Source organism: Pseudidiomarina salilacus (genome assembly GCF_047323925.1).
In the GTDB taxonomy this organism is placed as follows: domain Bacteria; phylum Pseudomonadota; class Gammaproteobacteria; order Enterobacterales; family Alteromonadaceae; genus Pseudidiomarina; species Pseudidiomarina salilacus.
This window is the reverse complement of the sequence record NZ_CP178751.1, coordinates 164,542-181,829: the sequence shown is the minus strand read 5'-3', so window position 1 is coordinate 181,829 and position 17,288 is coordinate 164,542. Positions and strand designations below refer to the sequence as shown.

Genomic DNA, 17,288 nt, shown 5'->3' with positions numbered 1-17,288 from the left:
CCATGACCTACTTTCAAGGCAAGACTGTCTGGTTAACCGGTGCCTCTTCAGGCATCGGTTTAGCCATGGCACAGCAGTTGGCTGAGGCCGGCGCGCATTTAATCTTAACTTCGCGCCGCGCCGAGGTGCTCGAGCAAGTGCGCAGTGAGCTGGCACACCCAGAACGTCATCAAGTGTTGGCATTGGACCTCAGTCAACCCGAAGCAGCGGCGGCCGAAGCCAAGGCAGCTTTAGGCGATCAAGTAATTGATATCTTAATCAACAATGCTGGCGTGTCGCAGCGGTCATTGATCGTCGATACCGATATGCAAGTCTATCGACAGTTGATGGAAATCGATTACTTTGGCGTGATTGCCCTGACCAAGCTGGTGTTGCCACGCATGGTTGAACGTCGCAGCGGCCATATCGTCACCGTCTCTTCGGTGGCAGGTAAAGTCGGGACAAAGCTACGCAGTGGCTACAATGGTGCAAAGTTTGGTGTCATTGGTTTTATGGACGCGCTACGCGCTGAAACAGCCGCAAGCGGGCTCGTGGTGACATCTATTTTACCGGGCTTCATCAACACGCAAGTTGCGCACAATTCGTTGACTGGCGACGGCTCAGCGCTTGGTAAGCCTGATCCGGATAATGCCGGTGGAATTTCTGCCGAAGAATGTGCTCGGCAATCGCTCAAAGCCATTGCCGCGCAAAAAGCTGAAGTTGTAGTGGGTTCGGGCTTATCTAAACTGGCACCGTTCTTACAAAGGTTTGCGCCGGGGTTGGTCCGGCGCATGATTGCGAAGCGTTAATCGTTGTCATCACTGCTTCTGGACAGAGCGAAATCAAGTTGCACCTGCTGATCGGTCAACCGCACCGGTTGACCGTTCTCATAGGCCGGTACAAACAACCACTGTGAAAGTGCTTCTTTCGCGCTCTTGCCAAAATCACTATTAGTTTCTTCTACGATCGTGATGTTCTCGACTCGACCATTGGTTGCGATCTCGTAATTCAATAACACTGAACCTTCTTTTTGTTGGCGCGCCATGTCCTCGGGATACCGAGGATTAACTCGATACACCGCCTGCTCAACGGTGGTGCCATTGAGCTCGTTGTTCATTTGGCCAATCCGCGCCAGAGCCTTGTCTGCGCCTTCGGTCATTCCTTCCTTGGCATAAAAGGTGACTAAGCGGTAGTTCGCTGCCAATTGCAGCTGCAGGACTGCGGCACGGTCATTGGCCGGCATCGCAACGACTTGCTCAAGCTTATCGATGGCCGACATCATTTTATCTTGCCCCACGTCTTCCATGGCTGCATAGAAGGCGGTTTTCGCGGTGAGCAAATGCTCGCTCCCGTGCAACTTGACGCTATCTTTATACAAGGAATTCCACAGTTCAGGGCGACTTTGGCCGAGGCGCAGTAGCTCTTCTGCCATTGCGGTTTTAACATCCAACACTATTTCAGGATTCTTCTCTTTCAGCGCACCAAACACATTAGCAAAAGCGATTTCGTATTCCGCGACTTGCGCTTCGTTATACTCAGGCATCGTCTCTAATGCCAGCAATAGTGGATCGAGCAGCTCAATAGCTGTTGCATCGTATTCGTTTTGATAGGCACGCACGACTAGCGCAGCGAGTGCGTGCGATTGCTCGCCGAGGCGTTGATTTGCGGCTAGCAGAAACAAGTAATTCATCGCCAAGTTTGCCGTATTGATATGGTCAGCGCCGAAATATTCGCGCCCTCGCATATAGGATGCGAACGCGAGTTTCTGTAGCTCTGTGCGCGGTGTTTCGGCATTTTGTTGCGCTTGTTGGAAGGCTTGATAGGCTTCTTGAAAACGCTCCTGCGCATTATCTTGTAACAAAGGCGCGGCACTTGCGCTGGTAACCGATAAGGCGCCAGCAAAGGCAATCGATGCCAGAGAAGAAATCTTTAACTGCATAACTCATTCCGTTGTTGTTGTAATAATTATGTGGCTACTGATACTAACCCTTTTGCCGCGCAGAACGCAAAAAAAAGCCCACAACTTTTTGTGGGCTTTTTGCTAACCTTGAGTGCGCTTCGGCCTAGACCATATGCACCAGCATCGAAGTCGGGTCTTCTAAGAACTCTTGCCAGCGTTTGTTAAAGCGCGCAATGGTACCGCCATCAATGACACGGTGGTCGCCGGACCAACTAACGTTCATGATCTTGCGGGCCACAACATTGCCATTGCTGTCAAAGCGCGGCAGCTCTTGGACTTTGCCTAGCGCTACAATAGCGACTTCAGGCTTGTTGATAATCGGCGTTGCTACAGTGCCACCGATCACACCAATATTTGAAATCGAAATCGTGCCACCTTTCATATCATCCTGTGCGACCCGGCCGTCACGTGCCGCTTGAGTAAGGCGCGTCACTTCGTTGGCGATATCGATGATGCTTTTGTTTTGTACTTGCTTGACGTTAGGTACCAACAGACCAATTTTGGTATCTACTGCCATACCGATATTGTGGTCGTCGAAGTAAGTAATTTCAGTACAGTCAGCATTCACTTGTGAGTTCATAATGGGGAACTCTTTTAACGCAAGTGACATGGCTTTGATGAAGAACGGCATCATGGTGATGCGAATGCCTTCATCTTTGTAGCGTTCTTTAAGCTGCTTCTGCAACGCCATAACCGCGGTTAGGTCGAATTCATCCGCGTAGGTGAAGTGCGGAATGGTACTGACCGATTCGGTCATCGCTTTGGCCATTGCTGCTTTCACGCCACGAATGGACTCAGTACGCTTACCACCGGCAGTTATTACTGGTTTGGCAGCGGTGTCCGACGTCTGTGGTGAGGTTGTAGTTTGCGTCTTGGTTGAGCCACCAGATACGTAGTTTTCAACGTCTTCTTTCAGCACGCGACCTTTAGCACCTGAGCCTGGAACTTGGCTGATATCGATGTCAAGTTCGCGGGCGCGGCGACGCACGGCTGGGCTCGCGATAGCTTTGCCTTGGCGCGCGGCTTGTGGGGCTGACGTTTGGCCGACTGACGGTGCTGAGGAAGAACCATTGGTGTCGGATGAGGCACCATTGGTGTCGGATGAGCGTTCCCCCGTAGTAGAACTACGGGCTACGTCATTGGCTTCGCCTTCGACGCGGATGGCAAATAAGGGTTCGTGGACCTTAGCGATGTCGCCTTTGGCGTAATAGAGTTTTTCAACGACGCCATGCTCTTTCGCGGGGATCTGCACTAATGCCTTGTCGGTCATCACGTCGACGACCGGTTGGTCTTCTTCGATGACGTCGCCTTCTTTGACTTGCCACTCGACGATTTCGCACTCGACGATACCTTCGCCAATGTCAGGCAAGATGAAGTCGGTGACTGTGCTGCTTGATGATGAAGAGCTGGTCTCCGCAGACGAAGTATTGGTGTCCGATGCCGGCGCATTGGTTTCGGCTGAGGGTTTCCCCGTAGTAGAACTACGGGCTACGGTTTCTTCAGTGCCGGAGTCGATGGCGAACAAAGGTTCATGCACTTTGGCAATGTCGCCTTGGGCGTAATAGAGCTTGGTGACCACGCCATCTTCTTTGGCAGGAATTTGCACCAGCGCCTTGTCCGTCATCACATCAACCACGGGCTGATCTTCTTTGATGGTATCGCCTTCTTGGACGAGCCATTCAACGATTTCACATTCAACGATGCCTTCGCCGATGTCCGGTAAGATAAAATCTTTACTCATGATGCACGGCCTCTTAGTAAGTCATCGAAGCTTTAATCGCTTCGTACACTTTCAGGTGATCGACAAAGTATTCTTTTTCGTGGCACAGTGGATACGGAGTATCGAGACCACAGACACGCGCGATCGGTGATTCTAAGTATAAGAAACACTTGTCTTGAATCGACGCGGCTACTTCGCTGGCGAAACCGTTGGTCAATGGCGCTTCTTGAGTCACCACTAAACGACCGGTTTTCATCACGGATTCGGCTACAGTATCGATATCCCAAGGCAATAGACTTACCAAGTCGATAACTTCACAGTCGATACCGTCTTCAGCTGCTTTTTCTGCGGCTTTTTCCGCCATTTCAACCTGCGCACCCCAAGCCACGATGGTCAGGTCTTTACCTTCACGTACGATGTCGGCTTTGCCCAACTCAAGGGTGTACTCTTCTTCCGGCACTTCACCGGTTGAGGCACGATACAAGCGTTTCGGCTCCATGAACAATACTGGGTTCGGATCGAAAATCGAGCTCAGTAACAAGCCTTTTGCCATGTATGGGTTACGTGGAATCACAATTTTTAAGCCCGGCGTGTGGGCGAAATAGGCTTCTGGTGATTGCGAGTGGTAATGACCACCGGCGATACCACCGCCGTATGGCGTGCGAATCGTCAAGCCACCGACGTTGAACTCATTACCTGAACGATAACGGAACTTCGCTGATTCGTTCACGATCTGATCAAACGCTGGGAAGATGTAATCACCAAACTGAATTTCGGCAATGGCGTAACTACCTTGCGATGCCAAACCATTGGCAAATCCAAGGATGCCCTGCTCGACCAGTGGCGTATTGAAGTTGCGGTGACGACCGTATTTTTCAGTCAGTCCCGAGGTTGCGCGGAATACCCCACCAAAGGCACCGGTATCTTCACCAAAGCTGTACACTTTGTCGCTTTTCGCCATCGCGATATCAAGTGCACTATTGATGGCTTGTAGTAAATTCATTTTCGCCATTACTTGTCTCCCCCATCAATACGTGACGCTGTTTTCGGATACGCCTCTGGGTACTTGCGAATATGCGCTTTCAACTGCTCCAGTTGCGCTTGCAACTGTGGCGTTGGCGTGTCGTAAACATCTTTGATGAGTTCATCAATGTGCGGTGCTGGCACTTTCTCTGCTTCTTTAAGAGCAGCAAGCACAGCAGCTTTTTTCTCAGCGAAGTTTTCTTCTGCGTCTTTTTCAGTGAGCCATTTTTTCTTGATCAAATAAGTTTGGAAGCGGCTCAATGGATCTTTAGCACGCCATGAGGCTTCTTCATCACGGGTACGATAACCGGTAGGGTCGTCAGAGGTTGAATGCCCCGCCATGCGATATGACATGCCTTCGATCAACACTGGCTCGTTGTCTTCAACAGCCAGTTTACGTGCCAACTGGGTAGCTTGGTACACTGCAAAAATATCATTACCATCAACGCGAATGGTTTTCATGCCATAAGCGACACCGCGCGGCGCGATGCCATCGCCGCCGTATTGCTCCCCTTGCGATGGCGTCGAGATAGCATAACCATTGTTACGACAGAAGAAGATGACCGGCACTTTATAAACCGAAGCCATATTTAATGCAGCGTGAAAATCACCTTCTGAGGCAGCACCTTCACCGAAGTAGCAAATGGTACATTTACCGTCTTTATCCATTTTCTGGCCGTACGCATAGCCTGTCGCTTGCGGGATTTGCGTCGCTAACGGCGAAGCAATGGTCATAAAGTTGAGGTCTGCGCAACCATAATGCACGGGCATCTGACGACCTTTGCCAAGGTCGCGCTCATTCGAGAACAGTTGGTCCATGAATTGCTCAACAGTGAAGCCACGATAAGCTAGTGCTCCCTGTTCACGATACTGACCCATGATCATATCGCCGTCATCGAGCGCTGCTGCGGAGCCAATGCTCGCTGCCTCTTCGCCGAGTGAAGAAAGGTAGAAGCTAATACGCCCTTGGCGCTGTGCAGCAATCATGCGCTCATCCAAGATGCGGATGAACTGCATGGTATCGAACATTTTTAAAGCCAGCTCTTTATCGATATCGGGCAACTTTGCAGCTTTGTGCACAGTGCCGTCTTCTTTGAGGATCTGTAGCATTGGAATCTGCAATGCTGAACCGTCTAAAAACTGTGGTTCAGTTACGATTTCCAACTGATGTTTTTTATCCGTAGCCATAACTTTCTCGTTCTCAGAAAAATTGCGCTAACTTTACCTTTACGTCAACTGACATGCAAACAGGCGAAGGTAACAATACGTAAAAATCAGACCAGTTTCAGCTGCTCAACAGGTATTTCAGCAACCGTCAATAAAGCGCGCTGCCCCAGAGCCACGTTGGCGTTTGGGAAGATAATGCGCTCGCTAGTCTGCTCCACTAAGTATTCTTTGTCGCCGTCGGTCGCTAACAGTTCGCCATGCTTAAACTCGGTGAAATTGGCAACGTCATCAGGAAAATGCAGGCTAAAGTCTTCAACTGTACGGTTTATTGTACGGCAGACGTCGAATACTTTTGTGCGGTTTGCATCAAACTCCGGTAGCTGCAAATCAGTTTCACTGATCAATCGAGTAAACATTTTTTCTGCTGCGGCGAACTTACTACGGTCGTTTTCGCCAAACGGACGTACTTTACCAAGTTCAACGGTGAACGCGTCAGCGTTATGAGTGCGCGCACTATAATAGCTAAAAGTTGTGGTAGGTGCTTGGTTCAATAAAATCGTTTCGACACCACACTCCGCTAAAAACGTCAGTTGCTCTTTTTTATAGGGGCCGCTATGGGTAAACGGATAGACGGCGAACTTCTCGTATTGCGAATCGCGGATCGCAGTATGTAAATCATAATGATAGCGCTTGCGCTCGCCCGCTGGTGCAGCCGCAAAAAAATCACTGACGGCATGCTCCATGGCTGCTGCACGCTGATGTTCAGGCGTCTGTCCATTGGCGTGCGCACCACTGAAGAGGCGATTCATATTTTCATCAACGAAGCGCTTGCCAATGCGAATGGCGGCCGGGTTAGCAAGCAAAAAGAGCGTACGTTGGCACGGCTGAATATCACCGTTTAGAATGCCATGCAGCATGTCTCGTACGATTTCAATTGGCGCCGTTTCATCACCGTGGACAGCGCAAGAAATCACTACATCTTTATCACTCGGCTGCTGCGGTTCGAATACGAATACACCATAGTCACTAAAGGTTAAGGCGCCGCTTGCACACTCAGCGGCAGTGCCGCGCAATGCACTTTGTGCGCTTGTTAACTCACCGTGGTAGCCCTGCACGGTCCAATCCAACACATTTACATCACTGTGTTTCACTGTTCTGTGACTCCTCTAGTTTGATTCGGCCCGGCTCTAAGTCCTTGGTCGCGAGCAAAGCGCGCAACACACGCGAGCGGTATTCGCGGCGATAGAGCACGGAAATGACCACAACGGTCGAGAGAAAAAATAATCCTGGGTGCAAAAACCAACATAAATACGCAAGGGCAAAGTAATAAGCCCGTAATCCGTTGTTGTACTCATGCCCCGCTTGGTCAAAAACTTTCGCAGCTTGATGCGCAAAGGTTGTGCGTTGTTCGTCGCTGAAGTCGGTACTGCGGTACTGCGGAGCTGCGCCCATCAGTACCGAGACAAAGCCAAACTGGCGGATCGCCCAGGTAAATTTGAAGAAGGCAAAAACGAAAATCAACGCCAACCCAGCAAGCTTAAAGCGTACTTTATCTGGTGATGTGTCAGCGGTGAACGGCAAAGATTGCAATACCTGCACCACAATTTCGGCCGAGGCTAACGGGGTTAACACGCCCGCTAACACGAGAATGGTTGAAGATGCGAAGAAAGTGACGACGCGCTCGACGTTGCCAAGCAACGCCGCATCAGCAATCTGGTGCTCTTTACGTGTAAGCGTCGACATCCAGTCAATACGCAACTGCCGCAATATGTAAGACAAGCTATAGGTGGATCGCGCACGGATGCGAGCAAACTGGGTGTAACCAAACCAGACGCTCACAAAAAAGGCCATTGTTAGAACATCAAGTAACGATAAACTCATAGGGTCGACCTTCACCACTGCACCACTTGGCAGCTTCCAGATAAGCGAAAAGCACCCTGAACCTCAGGGCGCCTTTCGATGAATCATTGTAAGGTCATTAGTTTACCATTAAGTGACAAACTTGTCTGATTCCGATCTTGGCGCTGGATGTTCCGCCAAACCATACCAAGACAACATGGTTTTGATACCGCGTTTGGCATCGTCAAGAATGATATAGAGACACGGAATCAAGAGCAGCGTAATAACCGTGGCGAAGAGAATACCGAAGGCTAATGAAATTGCCATTGGAATCACCATTTTCGCCTGCAAACTCTTTTCAAGCACGATCGGCAACAAACCGAAGAACGTGGTCAAACTAGTCAGTACGATCGCACGAAAACGTGCTGAGCCGGCATCTTGCACTGCTTGACGTAGCGGCGTGCCGTCACGCCGTGCTTGGTTGACATAGTCCACCATGACCAAGGAGTCGTTCACCACCACCCCAGCAAGCGCGATAATACCGAACAAACTCAGAATCGAGATCGGCATGCCTAAAATCCAGTGGCCAACCACCGCACCAATCATCCCGAAAGGTATCACTGACATGATAATCAATGGCTGACTATAAGACTTCAACGGAATTGCCATGAGCGCGAAGATCGCAAACAGTGCTAAACCAAAGCCCACCGCTAATGAACTGGTGGCCTCTGCTTCGTCTTGCGACGCACCTTCGAGTTTGGCATTAACCATTGGATACTTATCGAGAATCGGCTGAATCTCTTGCGACATAACTTGTCGCACGACTTCAAAAGGTTCAATACGATCCTTATCAACTCGAGCGCGCACATTCACCGAGCGCTCACGGTCAATCCGCGTGATAGTGTTGTAACCCTTGGCAAAGCGAATGTTGGCCAATTCGGTAAATGGAATCATTCCACCGTCAGCTGTGCGTAACTTCATGTCCTCTAAGTTACCAATTGATTGGCGCTCTTCAAGTGGATAACGCACCATGATTCGAACTTCCTCATCACCACGCTGAATACGCTGCGCTTCGGCGCCGTAGAAGGCGTAACGCACTTGATTCGAAAGTTCAGAAAGGGTGATTCCCATTGCCGTCGCCAACGGTTTGAGTTCCAAGATGATCTCGTCGTTGCCCGCCCCAAAGGTATCCTCAATGTCGAATACCCCATCGAACTGGCCCAGCGCTTCTTTCAGCTCTTTCGCCGCTGCCGAGAGCTGGTTTAGGTCTTCACCGGCGAGCTGGAACTCCACATCAAAACCACCACCACCACCGATACTGCCTTGGAAGTTGACAGCTTTCACTCCAGCTATTTCCGGTGTTTCCATTCGCCAGCGATTGATGATTTCAAAACCATCGATTTCACGCTCTTCACCTTTGGCAAGCTCGCTCATGACCATGCCGCTGGTGGTGCCATTCAGCCAGGTTGTCGAGTGTTTTACTACGTCTTCACCGGTCTCTTCCGAGACTTTGTCATCTACGCGATAGAGCGCTTCAGTCAAAGTTTCCAAGGCGCGAATCGTCGCTTCCTCAGACGAACCAGGCTGCATTTCGATGCTGGTACGGATGAAGTCACTTGGAATGTTCGGGAAGAATACCCAACGCACCACACCACCGCTGATCAAACCGATCATCAGAATGAAGAGTGCGAGGAAGCTTGCAAGTGTGGTGTACCGGTAATGTAAACACTTCGCCAAAAATGGCCGATAGTAGCCATGAACGAACCTTTGTAAGCTACTTGAAATCTTGTTACGGACACGCTGGAAGCCATTTTGTTTCTCATTGCCGCCTTTGCTGTATTTCATCGCAGCAATGTGTGCCGGCAGAATCAATTTAGACTCAACCAATGAGAACGCTAAACATAGAATCACGACCCATGCGATAGACTCCCAAATCGCGCCCATACCACCATCGACCATAAGCATCGGAATAAATGCTACCATGGTGGTTAGCACACCAAAGGTTGCCGGAATCGCGACTCTTTTCGCACCACGTACGACGTTATCAATGCTCTTGCCATGCTTCTCGATTTCGGAGTAGGCACTCTCGCCGATGACTATCGCATCATCGACGACTATCCCCAACACCAGTATGAAACCAAATAAACTGATCATATTGATGGAGATGTCGAACATGGGTAACGGCATCAAGGCAATGGTTCCCAAGAAACAAATAGGAATCCCAATCATGACCCAGAACGCGAGGCGCAATTGCAAGAATAACGACAACATCAAAAACACTAGGAAACCACCAAACCACATGTTGTCGAGCATCAAATCAAGACGCCCTTGTAAGTAGTAGGAGGAGTCGCCCCAATAGGCAATTTTAACTTCCGGTGGCAGTTCTTTTTGCTTACGCTCAATGTAATTGCGCGTTGCTTCAGCAACCGCCAGATCGTTCTGATCGCCAACGGATTGCACCTGCACAAAGGTTGCAGGCATGTTATCGAAGCGGGTAAAACGCCGACGTTCAATGAATTCGTCCTTGACCGAAGCGATGTCACCAAGCGTCAATCGAGTGCCGTCCGGGCGGTTAATCAACACGATATTTTCGAATTCTTCACCGTAATAAGCTTGGTTGTTGGTCCGCAACAGAATGTCACCATTCGGCGTGCGAATCGAACCACCGGCGGCATCAATTGAGGTTCCGCGCACCGCATTGACGACTTGTTGGAAGGTCAGGTTATAACGCTGTAAATCTTGTTCGGAGATCTCAATCGAGATTTCATAATCACGCGCCCCCACCACTTCAACCTTGGTAATTCCTCCAATGGTTTTCAGATCGTCACGAATCGACTTGGCAAGTTCCTTCTGATTCCGCTCGGTCATGTCACCATAAACGCTAATCCAGATAACCTCGCGCTGCGGTCGCATGCGGTAAATATTTGGATTCTCGATTTGCTGCGGAAAGTTAGGGATTGCATCCACTAACATTTTTACTTCGTCCATGACCACTTGCACGTCGTAGCCGTTCTCAACTTCAATCGAAACTGAGCCGCCGCCTTCGCGCGCGGTCGAGGTCATACGCTCAACACCATCGACATCTTCCAAGGCGTCTTCGATAAGCACGATAACACCCTGTTCAACTTCTTGTGGTGCCGCGCCCGGAAACGGAACTTGAATACTGATCATATTGAATTCAAGTTCGGGAAACATTTGCTTGCGCACTTGCCCGACCATGAAAATACCAGTGATGATAATCAGTAACATCAATAGGTTGGCGGCAACTGGGTTATTCGCCCACCAAGCGATAAATCCAGTTTCACGCGACTGCTGTTCGGGTACAGGTTGTTGCTTGTCCATCCCAGTACCTCCTTATTCTTTGTTCGTGTTAGCAGTCTGGTCGGCGTCTTCGTCGCCTACCGCATCTTTACTATTCTCGTCTGGCTTACGTTCCATTTGCTGTGGCAATGGGTCACCTGGCAACCGCACCTTCATGCTTGGTAGCGCGTTTGCTAATTGCGTTAACACCACTTGATCGCCTGCTTTGAGACCCTCGTTAATGACCACTGCGTTTTCTTCAGCACGCAATACCTCAACGTGTTGCCGTTGTAGGCGACGGTCTTCATCAACAAGCCAGACATTGCCGTCAGCGGTTAACGCATAACGTGGAATGCGGAAGACGTTTTCGACAAACAAGCCCTCAATATCGAGTGCAACAAAGCGACCAAAACGCAGTATTTCAGGGTGTGTGTCGCCGTTGCGGTTATACGGGTCTTTTACTTCAACAACGCCATAAATAACGCGACTGTTACTATCGAGAACCCCTTCGCTGCGAACCAAGTTACCCTGCCAAGTATGGGTAACGCCAGCGACTTCAGAGCGCAATTGTACGCGGGGGAAATTATCCGTTTGTTCAGTGCTCGGTAAATTTAAAAATGCCAGATCGCGATCACTGAGCGGCACGCGAATTTCAGCAGTTTCAGTTCCCATTAACTGACCAATTTGGCTGCTCACATTGATGAACTGTCCTAAATCAACATTCTTATTGCTCAGAAGCCCTGCAAACGGAGCCCGAATCACGGTCCGGTCAAGATCTCGCTGAGCTTTTGCAACTGCCGCTTCCGCCGACTGCATCGCAGCAACCGCGCTAGCAACTTGAGGCTCACGCAAACCAAGCGCTGGAATTTCGCCCAGTTCTAACGATTCCCACTCTTCACGGGCCACTTGCGCTCGTGCACTTTCTTCGGCGAGCGCTGCCTTTGCTTGCGCTAGGTTGGCTTTAGCGCTCTGTAACGCGACCTCGTAATCCTGCGGATCGATGCGTAACAACACATCACCTTCGTTAAAGAAACCACCGTTTTGGAAGTTCGGTGATATCTCCACAATTTGTCCGCTTACTTGCGCCACTAAATTGGTGGTGTGTTTAGGCTGAACGTTACCTTGGCCTGCCACGATCATATTAATATTTTCAGGCTGTGCTTCTTGTACTTCGACCAAAACCGCAGGTCGCTCCATCGAACGCATGGGGATCTGTGGTCGCAAGCTCATCAGCAATACCACTAAGGCAATTGCGATTAGGATGATAAGCGGGGGGAGTAATGCGCGTTTTTTAAAAGCCATTGGGATCATTCCATTTGAAAACTTAATTGCCGCATAGTATGCGGCAACTACTGTAGATAATTAAGCGAGATTATGTTGCAGGTTGTAACAACTGAAACATTAACCATTCAACAAATAACTCTCGGCGGCTTCAATGGCTCTTGGACCACCAGCTAGTACCACGACATCATCACGATTAAGAGTAAAATTACCATTCACTTCACCAAACTCTTGCTCACCACGACGCACCGACTTTACCTGCACATCTAAATCGTCCAAAGCTAATTGTGCCAGTTCGCGCCCGCAGGCGTAGGCACTGTCAGTCAACTGCACCGCATGAAGAAATTGTAAGCGATCAATTTTCTCAGGATCCATATCTGTTGTTTCACCTGGATAAAATCCATGCATCTCGCCATAATGACTGCGCCGTGCTTGATCGAGACGAGCCAGAATGCGACGAATCGGCACCCCTGAGCGACTTAAAATTTGCGAAACCAACATCAAACTCGCTTCCAGCGTGTCTGGCACCACTTGAGTTGCACCCGCTTGCATCATTGCCTCTAGTCGCACATCGTCACGTGAGCGCACAATGATTTCCGCATGCTCGTTAATTTCACGAATGGCCCGCAACACCTCTAAAGCTTTTAAGTCATCGGCAAAACTGATAATAATCAATTCCACTTGGTCGGCATGCACAGCTTTTAAGATGTCACGCCGTGCAGCGTCACCAAAGAACACCGCAGCACCACCTGCAATCGCTTCTTGCACCCGTTTGGTATCATGATCAATGGCCAAATGGTCGATACCTTCGTTGGTCAAGAATCTGCTCACTGTCTGACCCACTCGACCAAAGCCAAGCACCAGTACTTTTTTCGGCTCACTTATATTAGGTTGTTGGTGCTGCTCAGAGTCTTCCGCACGTCCACGACGCATCAATGGCGCAACGATATTTCGACAATTTTGAATTACCAACGGAGTCACGGCCATACCGAGTACGCCAACCCCCACCAGTAACGAGGCAACTTCCGCCGGCAACAAGGCATAGCTGAGCGCCAAAGAAACCAATACAAAACCGAATTCACCCATTTGGAACAGCATCAAACCTGCTCCCCAAGCGTCTTCCTCGCGCTCTTTCGTCATGCCAGCAAGTATTCGCACCACGAGCATTTTGAGCAAGCCGACGCCCAGCACCGCGAGCACAATCCAATGCAGATTGTGCAAGAACACGTCGAGATTGAGCTGCATGCCAACAGTGATGAAGAATAATCCCATCAAGATATCGCGAAACGGACGAATATCAGCTTCTAATTGATGCTTGTATTTGCTTTCGCCGAGCATCATACCTGCTAGGAATGCACCGAGCGCCATCGATAACCCAAATAAATGCGTCAAACCACCGGCTACCAAAGCCACCAAAAGCGTCGCAAGGACGAATAACTCGTCGGTACGCAACCGCGCAATTTCACGAAAAATATGCGGTAACACCCATTTCCCGATTGCCATGAGCACCACCACGATACCTGCACCTTTGAGTAGTGCGATACCAAGACTCTGCCAAATATTGACGTCGCCATCGCCGGCAGCCAACAACGGAATAATGATCAGCATCGGCACTACAGCAATATCTTGAAATAGCAGCACAGCAACTGTTGACTGACCCTTGCGGGTGGTTAATTGTGATGACTCACCAAGTTGCTTGATCACCACAGCAGTTGAACTAAGCGCTAAGGTTCCACCAATGACCATAGCTGCGGTCCAATCGCCTAACCAAAGGTAACCTAATCCTGCAAATAGCAGTGTACAAATCACCACCTGCCCTGCACCTAAGCCAAATACCAGCCGACGCATTGCAATCATTTTGGGCAAAGAGAATTCTAGTCCCAACGAGAACAACAACAGTACAACGCCAAGTTCCGCGATAAAATGGTAATCATCTGGGTCTTTGATCCAGGCAGTGACATCGGGACCGGCAATAATCCCAGCCACCAGATAAGCCAAAATAGCCGGCAAACGAATACGGCGAAACGCCCATACCAGAACGACCGCAATCGCTAACAGCAGTAACACGTCCGTAAATGTTCCGTTCATGTAGGCTTCCTCTGCAAGTACAGCCCTAAGCAGATCAAGCTCAGGCCAATCAAAGTGGTGATTTGAATCGCTTCACCAAGAATAAAATAAATCAGTATTAGACTGATAAATGGACTTAAAAAAATCAACATCGATAACTGAGAAGTACGCTCTGCCGTGCGCATGGCGGTCAACCACAGCAAAAAAGTCAGACCCATTTCAAAAATACCGACATAAGCAGCAGCTGCCAAGGCACGCCACTCATGCCATGGTAGCGGGCGTGGATCGATGGCGACCGCAACGGCTAATAACAGCGTACCAAAGGCAAAACACCAGAACATTGCTGGAATGGGCGCATCGGTATTGCGCGTGTTGATTAACCAGTACCCTGCCCACAATACGGTACTGAGCAGCGCTAAGCCAATACCAAACCAATTGGTTGCGGCGAAATCCCATTGTCCACCGGTGGCAATCAGCACCACACCGCCGTACGCCACCACCATCGCCGCCAGTTCTCTGGCACTAAGCTTCTGTTTGAGAATGGGCACCGCAAGTAACGCCATGGTAATCGCCCAAGTGTAGTTGATCGCCTGAGCCTGTTGCGCGGGTAATTGATCATAGGCAGCAAACAGCACCCAGTAGTAAACAAAAGGGTTAATGGTGCCTTGCAGCAGATAAAAGCGCCAACGACTGCGCGCCAGTCGCCAAGTTTCTCGCATTCGCCCTTGCCAGGCCAATAGCAGGAAAAATATTAGGGTGCTGGTAAGCGCCGCCAAAAACAATAAATGCAATGGCGTTAAAAACCCCAAGGCAATTTTAAAGGCGGTTGCCACCGTTGACCAAAGTCCCACCGCAGCAAGTCCGAACCCAAGCGCGCGACGTTGATTTTTCTCAATAGTGGCTGGGTGTAACACAATCTAGATTCCTTAGTGTGCTAACGCTGGCTAAGTTGCAAAGTACGTTGCCGACTGCGGCTCAGACGAAAGCGTCCCCACTCAATACACGGCTGACGGTCATTGCTGGTGTAGAGCATTTGTTCACGGATTTGCTCAAGTTGCGCGTACGACGGCATGGTTGCCTGTTGTTGTTGTAGCCACTGGCGCAATAATGCCCTTTGTGTCGCGGGCGATAGGGCTCGCAAACTATCCACTCGAAGCGCACCGCTGGCATCACAAAGAGTCGCTAGCTGCGCCGTCAATAATTCTTCGAGCACTTGCTGTTGTTCGGCACATAAGCTCGCGCTGCGTAACACCGAGGCACCGAATTGTGGCCAGCGTTGCTCTAACACCGGCACGACTTTGTGACGCAAAAAATTACGCTCGATCCGCGTGTCTTGGTTGGTGTCGTCTTCGATCCAGAATAATTTGTGATGATGCGCGTAGGCGTAAATTTCGGCTTTACTGACGCCGAGTAAAGGTCTTAGCCAGGTTTGTGTGCCCGCCCCTTGACCAGCATCGGTTTGTTTTGCCATCGCTGCCAAACCTTTTGGTCCTGCACCGCGCTTCAATTGCAACAACAAGGTCTCGATTTGATCATTGCGATGTTGGCCCAACAACATAATGGCATCGGCATCTGCGAGTTCGGTGAGACGTTGGTAACGAGCTTCGCGACCGGCGGCCTCTTTGCTGACCCGATTACCTTGAGCAACGGTCAGCACTTCACCGTGATGAGGAAACTGGCGACGCGCACAATCACGCGCTAAACCTTGTGCCCAAGTTCCCGAATTTGGATGAAACTGATGATCAAGATGAATCGCCAAGTAACGCTGTTCTGGGTGCTCAGAGCGCCAACGATCGAGTAGGTCAAGAATGGTTTGTGAATCAGCACCACCGCCCAAACAGGCAACGATTTGTTGTTGTGGCTGCAGCGTCAGGTTCGCGAGCGCTGCAGCAAATTCAGGGTAAAGATCACGATAGGCGAGCTTCACAGCAGTGACATCGTTGCTAAGTGTTGCTTTAACAATAGCCGAACGACATCAGTTTTTCATAGCGTTTTGCCAACAATGCTTCGCGTTCAAGACCTTTAAGTGACGCAAGGTCTTTTTGTAGTTGTTGCTTCAAACGCTGTGCCATGCTCTCGTGGTCGCGATGCGCGCCGCCCAACGGTTCATCAATAATGGCATCAATCAAACCTAATTCGAGGCTACGTCCAGCGGTTACACCCATCGCCTCTGCCGCGATTGCTGCCTTTTCGGCGCTCTTCCACAAGATCGACGCACAGCCCTCTGGTGAAATCACCGAATAAGTTGAATACTGCAGCATATTGACGCGGTCACCCACACCAATCGCTAGTGCGCCTCCAGAACCGCCCTCACCAATCACGGTACAGACGATCGGTACTGACAATCGCGCCATGACTTTTAGGTTGCGCGCAATTGCTTCCGACTGACCACGCTCCTCAGCACCGATACCAGGGTATGCTCCCGGCGTGTCGATAAAGGTAATGATCGGCATTTTAAAACGCTCCGCCATTTCCATTAAGCGAAGCGCCTTGCGATAACCTTCCGGCTTTGGCATGCCAAAATTGCGACGAATCTTTTCTTTGGTCTCGCGGCCTTTTTGATGACCAATGATCATCACTGGCTCGCCGTCTAGGCGCGCAGTGCCACCAACAATTGCGCGGTCATCGGCAAAAGCGCGATCACCGGCCAACTCGTCGAAGTCAGTAAAAATATGCTGGATATAGTCTAGGGTGTAAGGACGCATTGGGTGACGCGCCATTTGCGCAACTTGCCATGCACCCAGATCGCCGAAAATCTTTTCGATAAGTTGTTCGCGTTTTTCTTGTAGCTTGGCGATTTCTTCTTCGATCGAAATATCGAAATTACCTTTTTCGCCGACCGCTTTTAGTTCTTCAATTTGAGCTTGTAATTCGGCAATTGGCTTTTCGAACTCTAAAAATTGCAAATTCATTTGGACTCCCATGGGTAGTGCACGGCTAACGCCCACTACC

At 50.0% G+C, this 17,288-nt stretch carries 13 protein-coding genes; 1 reads left to right on the top strand and 12 read right to left on the bottom strand.

Annotated elements, in window-relative coordinates:
* The first annotated feature begins 2 nt into the window (after nt 1-2).
* A complete protein-coding gene (locus ACJ8W9_RS00835; protein WP_411358047.1) occupies nt 3-788 on the top strand; it encodes an SDR family oxidoreductase in 786 nt (261 codons plus the stop codon).
* On the opposite strand, the gene ACJ8W9_RS00830 is transcribed toward ACJ8W9_RS00835, so the two are convergent.
* The 12 genes from ACJ8W9_RS00830 to accA form a co-directional block, all read right to left on the bottom strand.
* The gene (locus tag ACJ8W9_RS00830) at nt 785-1,918 is read right to left on the bottom strand and encodes an energy transducer TonB (RefSeq protein ID WP_411359959.1); all 1,134 of its coding nucleotides are present in this window, start codon (nt 1,916-1,918) and stop codon (nt 785-787) included. The genes ACJ8W9_RS00835 and ACJ8W9_RS00830 overlap by 4 nt on opposite strands.
* 124 nt (nt 1,919-2,042) lie before the next feature.
* Nucleotides 2,043-3,680, bottom strand: a complete 1,638-nt coding sequence (locus ACJ8W9_RS00825) for a dihydrolipoyllysine-residue acetyltransferase (RefSeq protein WP_411359957.1) — start codon at nt 3,678-3,680, stop codon at nt 2,043-2,045.
* A gap of 13 nt (nt 3,681-3,693) precedes the next feature.
* A complete protein-coding gene (locus ACJ8W9_RS00820) occupies nt 3,694-4,671 on the bottom strand; it encodes an alpha-ketoacid dehydrogenase subunit beta (protein WP_034732014.1) in 978 nt (325 codons plus the stop codon).
* Nucleotides 4,671-5,870: a thiamine pyrophosphate-dependent dehydrogenase E1 component subunit alpha gene (locus tag ACJ8W9_RS00815; protein WP_411359955.1), complete on the bottom strand. Its 1,200-nt coding sequence runs from the start codon at nt 5,868-5,870 to the stop codon at nt 4,671-4,673. Before ACJ8W9_RS00815 ends, ACJ8W9_RS00820 begins: the two co-directional genes overlap by 1 nt.
* Nucleotides 5,871-5,956: 86 nt before the next feature.
* The gene (astE, locus tag ACJ8W9_RS00810) at nt 5,957-6,922 is read right to left on the bottom strand and encodes a succinylglutamate desuccinylase (protein ID WP_411360932.1); all 966 of its coding nucleotides are present in this window, start codon (nt 6,920-6,922) and stop codon (nt 5,957-5,959) included.
* Between the two features lie 64 nt (nt 6,923-6,986).
* A complete protein-coding gene (locus tag ACJ8W9_RS00805; protein WP_411359953.1) occupies nt 6,987-7,730 on the bottom strand; it encodes a DUF599 domain-containing protein in 744 nt (247 codons plus the stop codon).
* 108 nt (nt 7,731-7,838) lie between these two features.
* Nucleotides 7,839-11,030 (bottom strand): efflux RND transporter permease subunit, encoded by a 3,192-nt coding sequence (locus tag ACJ8W9_RS00800; protein WP_411359951.1) that lies wholly within the window; start codon nt 11,028-11,030, stop codon nt 7,839-7,841.
* A 12-nt stretch (nt 11,031-11,042) separates the two neighbouring features.
* Entirely contained in the window at nt 11,043-12,290 is a 1,248-nt protein-coding gene (locus tag ACJ8W9_RS00795) for an efflux RND transporter periplasmic adaptor subunit (RefSeq protein ID WP_411358041.1), read from the bottom strand.
* A gap of 99 nt (nt 12,291-12,389) precedes the next feature.
* The gene (locus ACJ8W9_RS00790; protein ID WP_411358040.1) at nt 12,390-14,357 is read right to left on the bottom strand and encodes a monovalent cation:proton antiporter-2 (CPA2) family protein; all 1,968 of its coding nucleotides are present in this window, start codon (nt 14,355-14,357) and stop codon (nt 12,390-12,392) included.
* Complete coding sequence (locus ACJ8W9_RS00785) at nt 14,354-15,250, bottom strand: DMT family transporter (RefSeq protein WP_411358039.1); 897 nt, start codon at nt 15,248-15,250, stop codon at nt 14,354-14,356. Before ACJ8W9_RS00785 ends, ACJ8W9_RS00790 begins: the two co-directional genes overlap by 4 nt.
* Before the next feature lie 20 nt (nt 15,251-15,270).
* Entirely contained in the window at nt 15,271-16,263 is a 993-nt protein-coding gene (tilS, locus tag ACJ8W9_RS00780) for a tRNA lysidine(34) synthetase TilS (protein ID WP_411359948.1), read from the bottom strand.
* Nucleotides 16,264-16,291: 28 nt separating this feature from the next.
* A complete protein-coding gene (gene accA / locus ACJ8W9_RS00775; RefSeq protein WP_411359946.1) occupies nt 16,292-17,248 on the bottom strand; it encodes an acetyl-CoA carboxylase carboxyl transferase subunit alpha in 957 nt (318 codons plus the stop codon).
* Nucleotides 17,249-17,288: the final 40 nt, after the last annotated feature.

Excerpts from the sequence above, each read along its gene's own strand:
- ACJ8W9_RS00820 (WP_034732014.1), bottom strand. The coding sequence starts at position 4,671 with ATGGCGAAAATGAATTTACTACAAGCCATCAATAGTGCACTTGATATC.
- ACJ8W9_RS00795 (WP_411358041.1), bottom strand. The coding sequence starts at position 12,290 with ATGGCTTTTAAAAAACGCGCATTACTCCCCCCGCTTATCATCCTAATC.
- ACJ8W9_RS00830 (WP_411359959.1), bottom strand. The coding sequence starts at position 1,918 with ATGCAGTTAAAGATTTCTTCTCTGGCATCGATTGCCTTTGCTGGCGCC.
- accA (WP_411359946.1), bottom strand. The coding sequence starts at position 17,248 with ATGAATTTGCAATTTTTAGAGTTCGAAAAGCCAATTGCCGAATTACAA.
- ACJ8W9_RS00790 (WP_411358040.1), bottom strand. The coding sequence starts at position 14,357 with ATGAACGGAACATTTACGGACGTGTTACTGCTGTTAGCGATTGCGGTC.
- ACJ8W9_RS00825 (WP_411359957.1), bottom strand. The coding sequence starts at position 3,680 with ATGAGTAAAGATTTTATCTTACCGGACATCGGCGAAGGCATCGTTGAA.
- ACJ8W9_RS00805 (WP_411359953.1), bottom strand. The coding sequence starts at position 7,730 with ATGAGTTTATCGTTACTTGATGTTCTAACAATGGCCTTTTTTGTGAGC.
- ACJ8W9_RS00835 (WP_411358047.1), top strand. The coding sequence starts at position 3 with ATGACCTACTTTCAAGGCAAGACTGTCTGGTTAACCGGTGCCTCTTCA.
- ACJ8W9_RS00815 (WP_411359955.1), bottom strand. The coding sequence starts at position 5,870 with ATGGCTACGGATAAAAAACATCAGTTGGAAATCGTAACTGAACCACAG.
- ACJ8W9_RS00800 (WP_411359951.1), bottom strand. The coding sequence starts at position 11,030 with ATGGACAAGCAACAACCTGTACCCGAACAGCAGTCGCGTGAAACTGGA.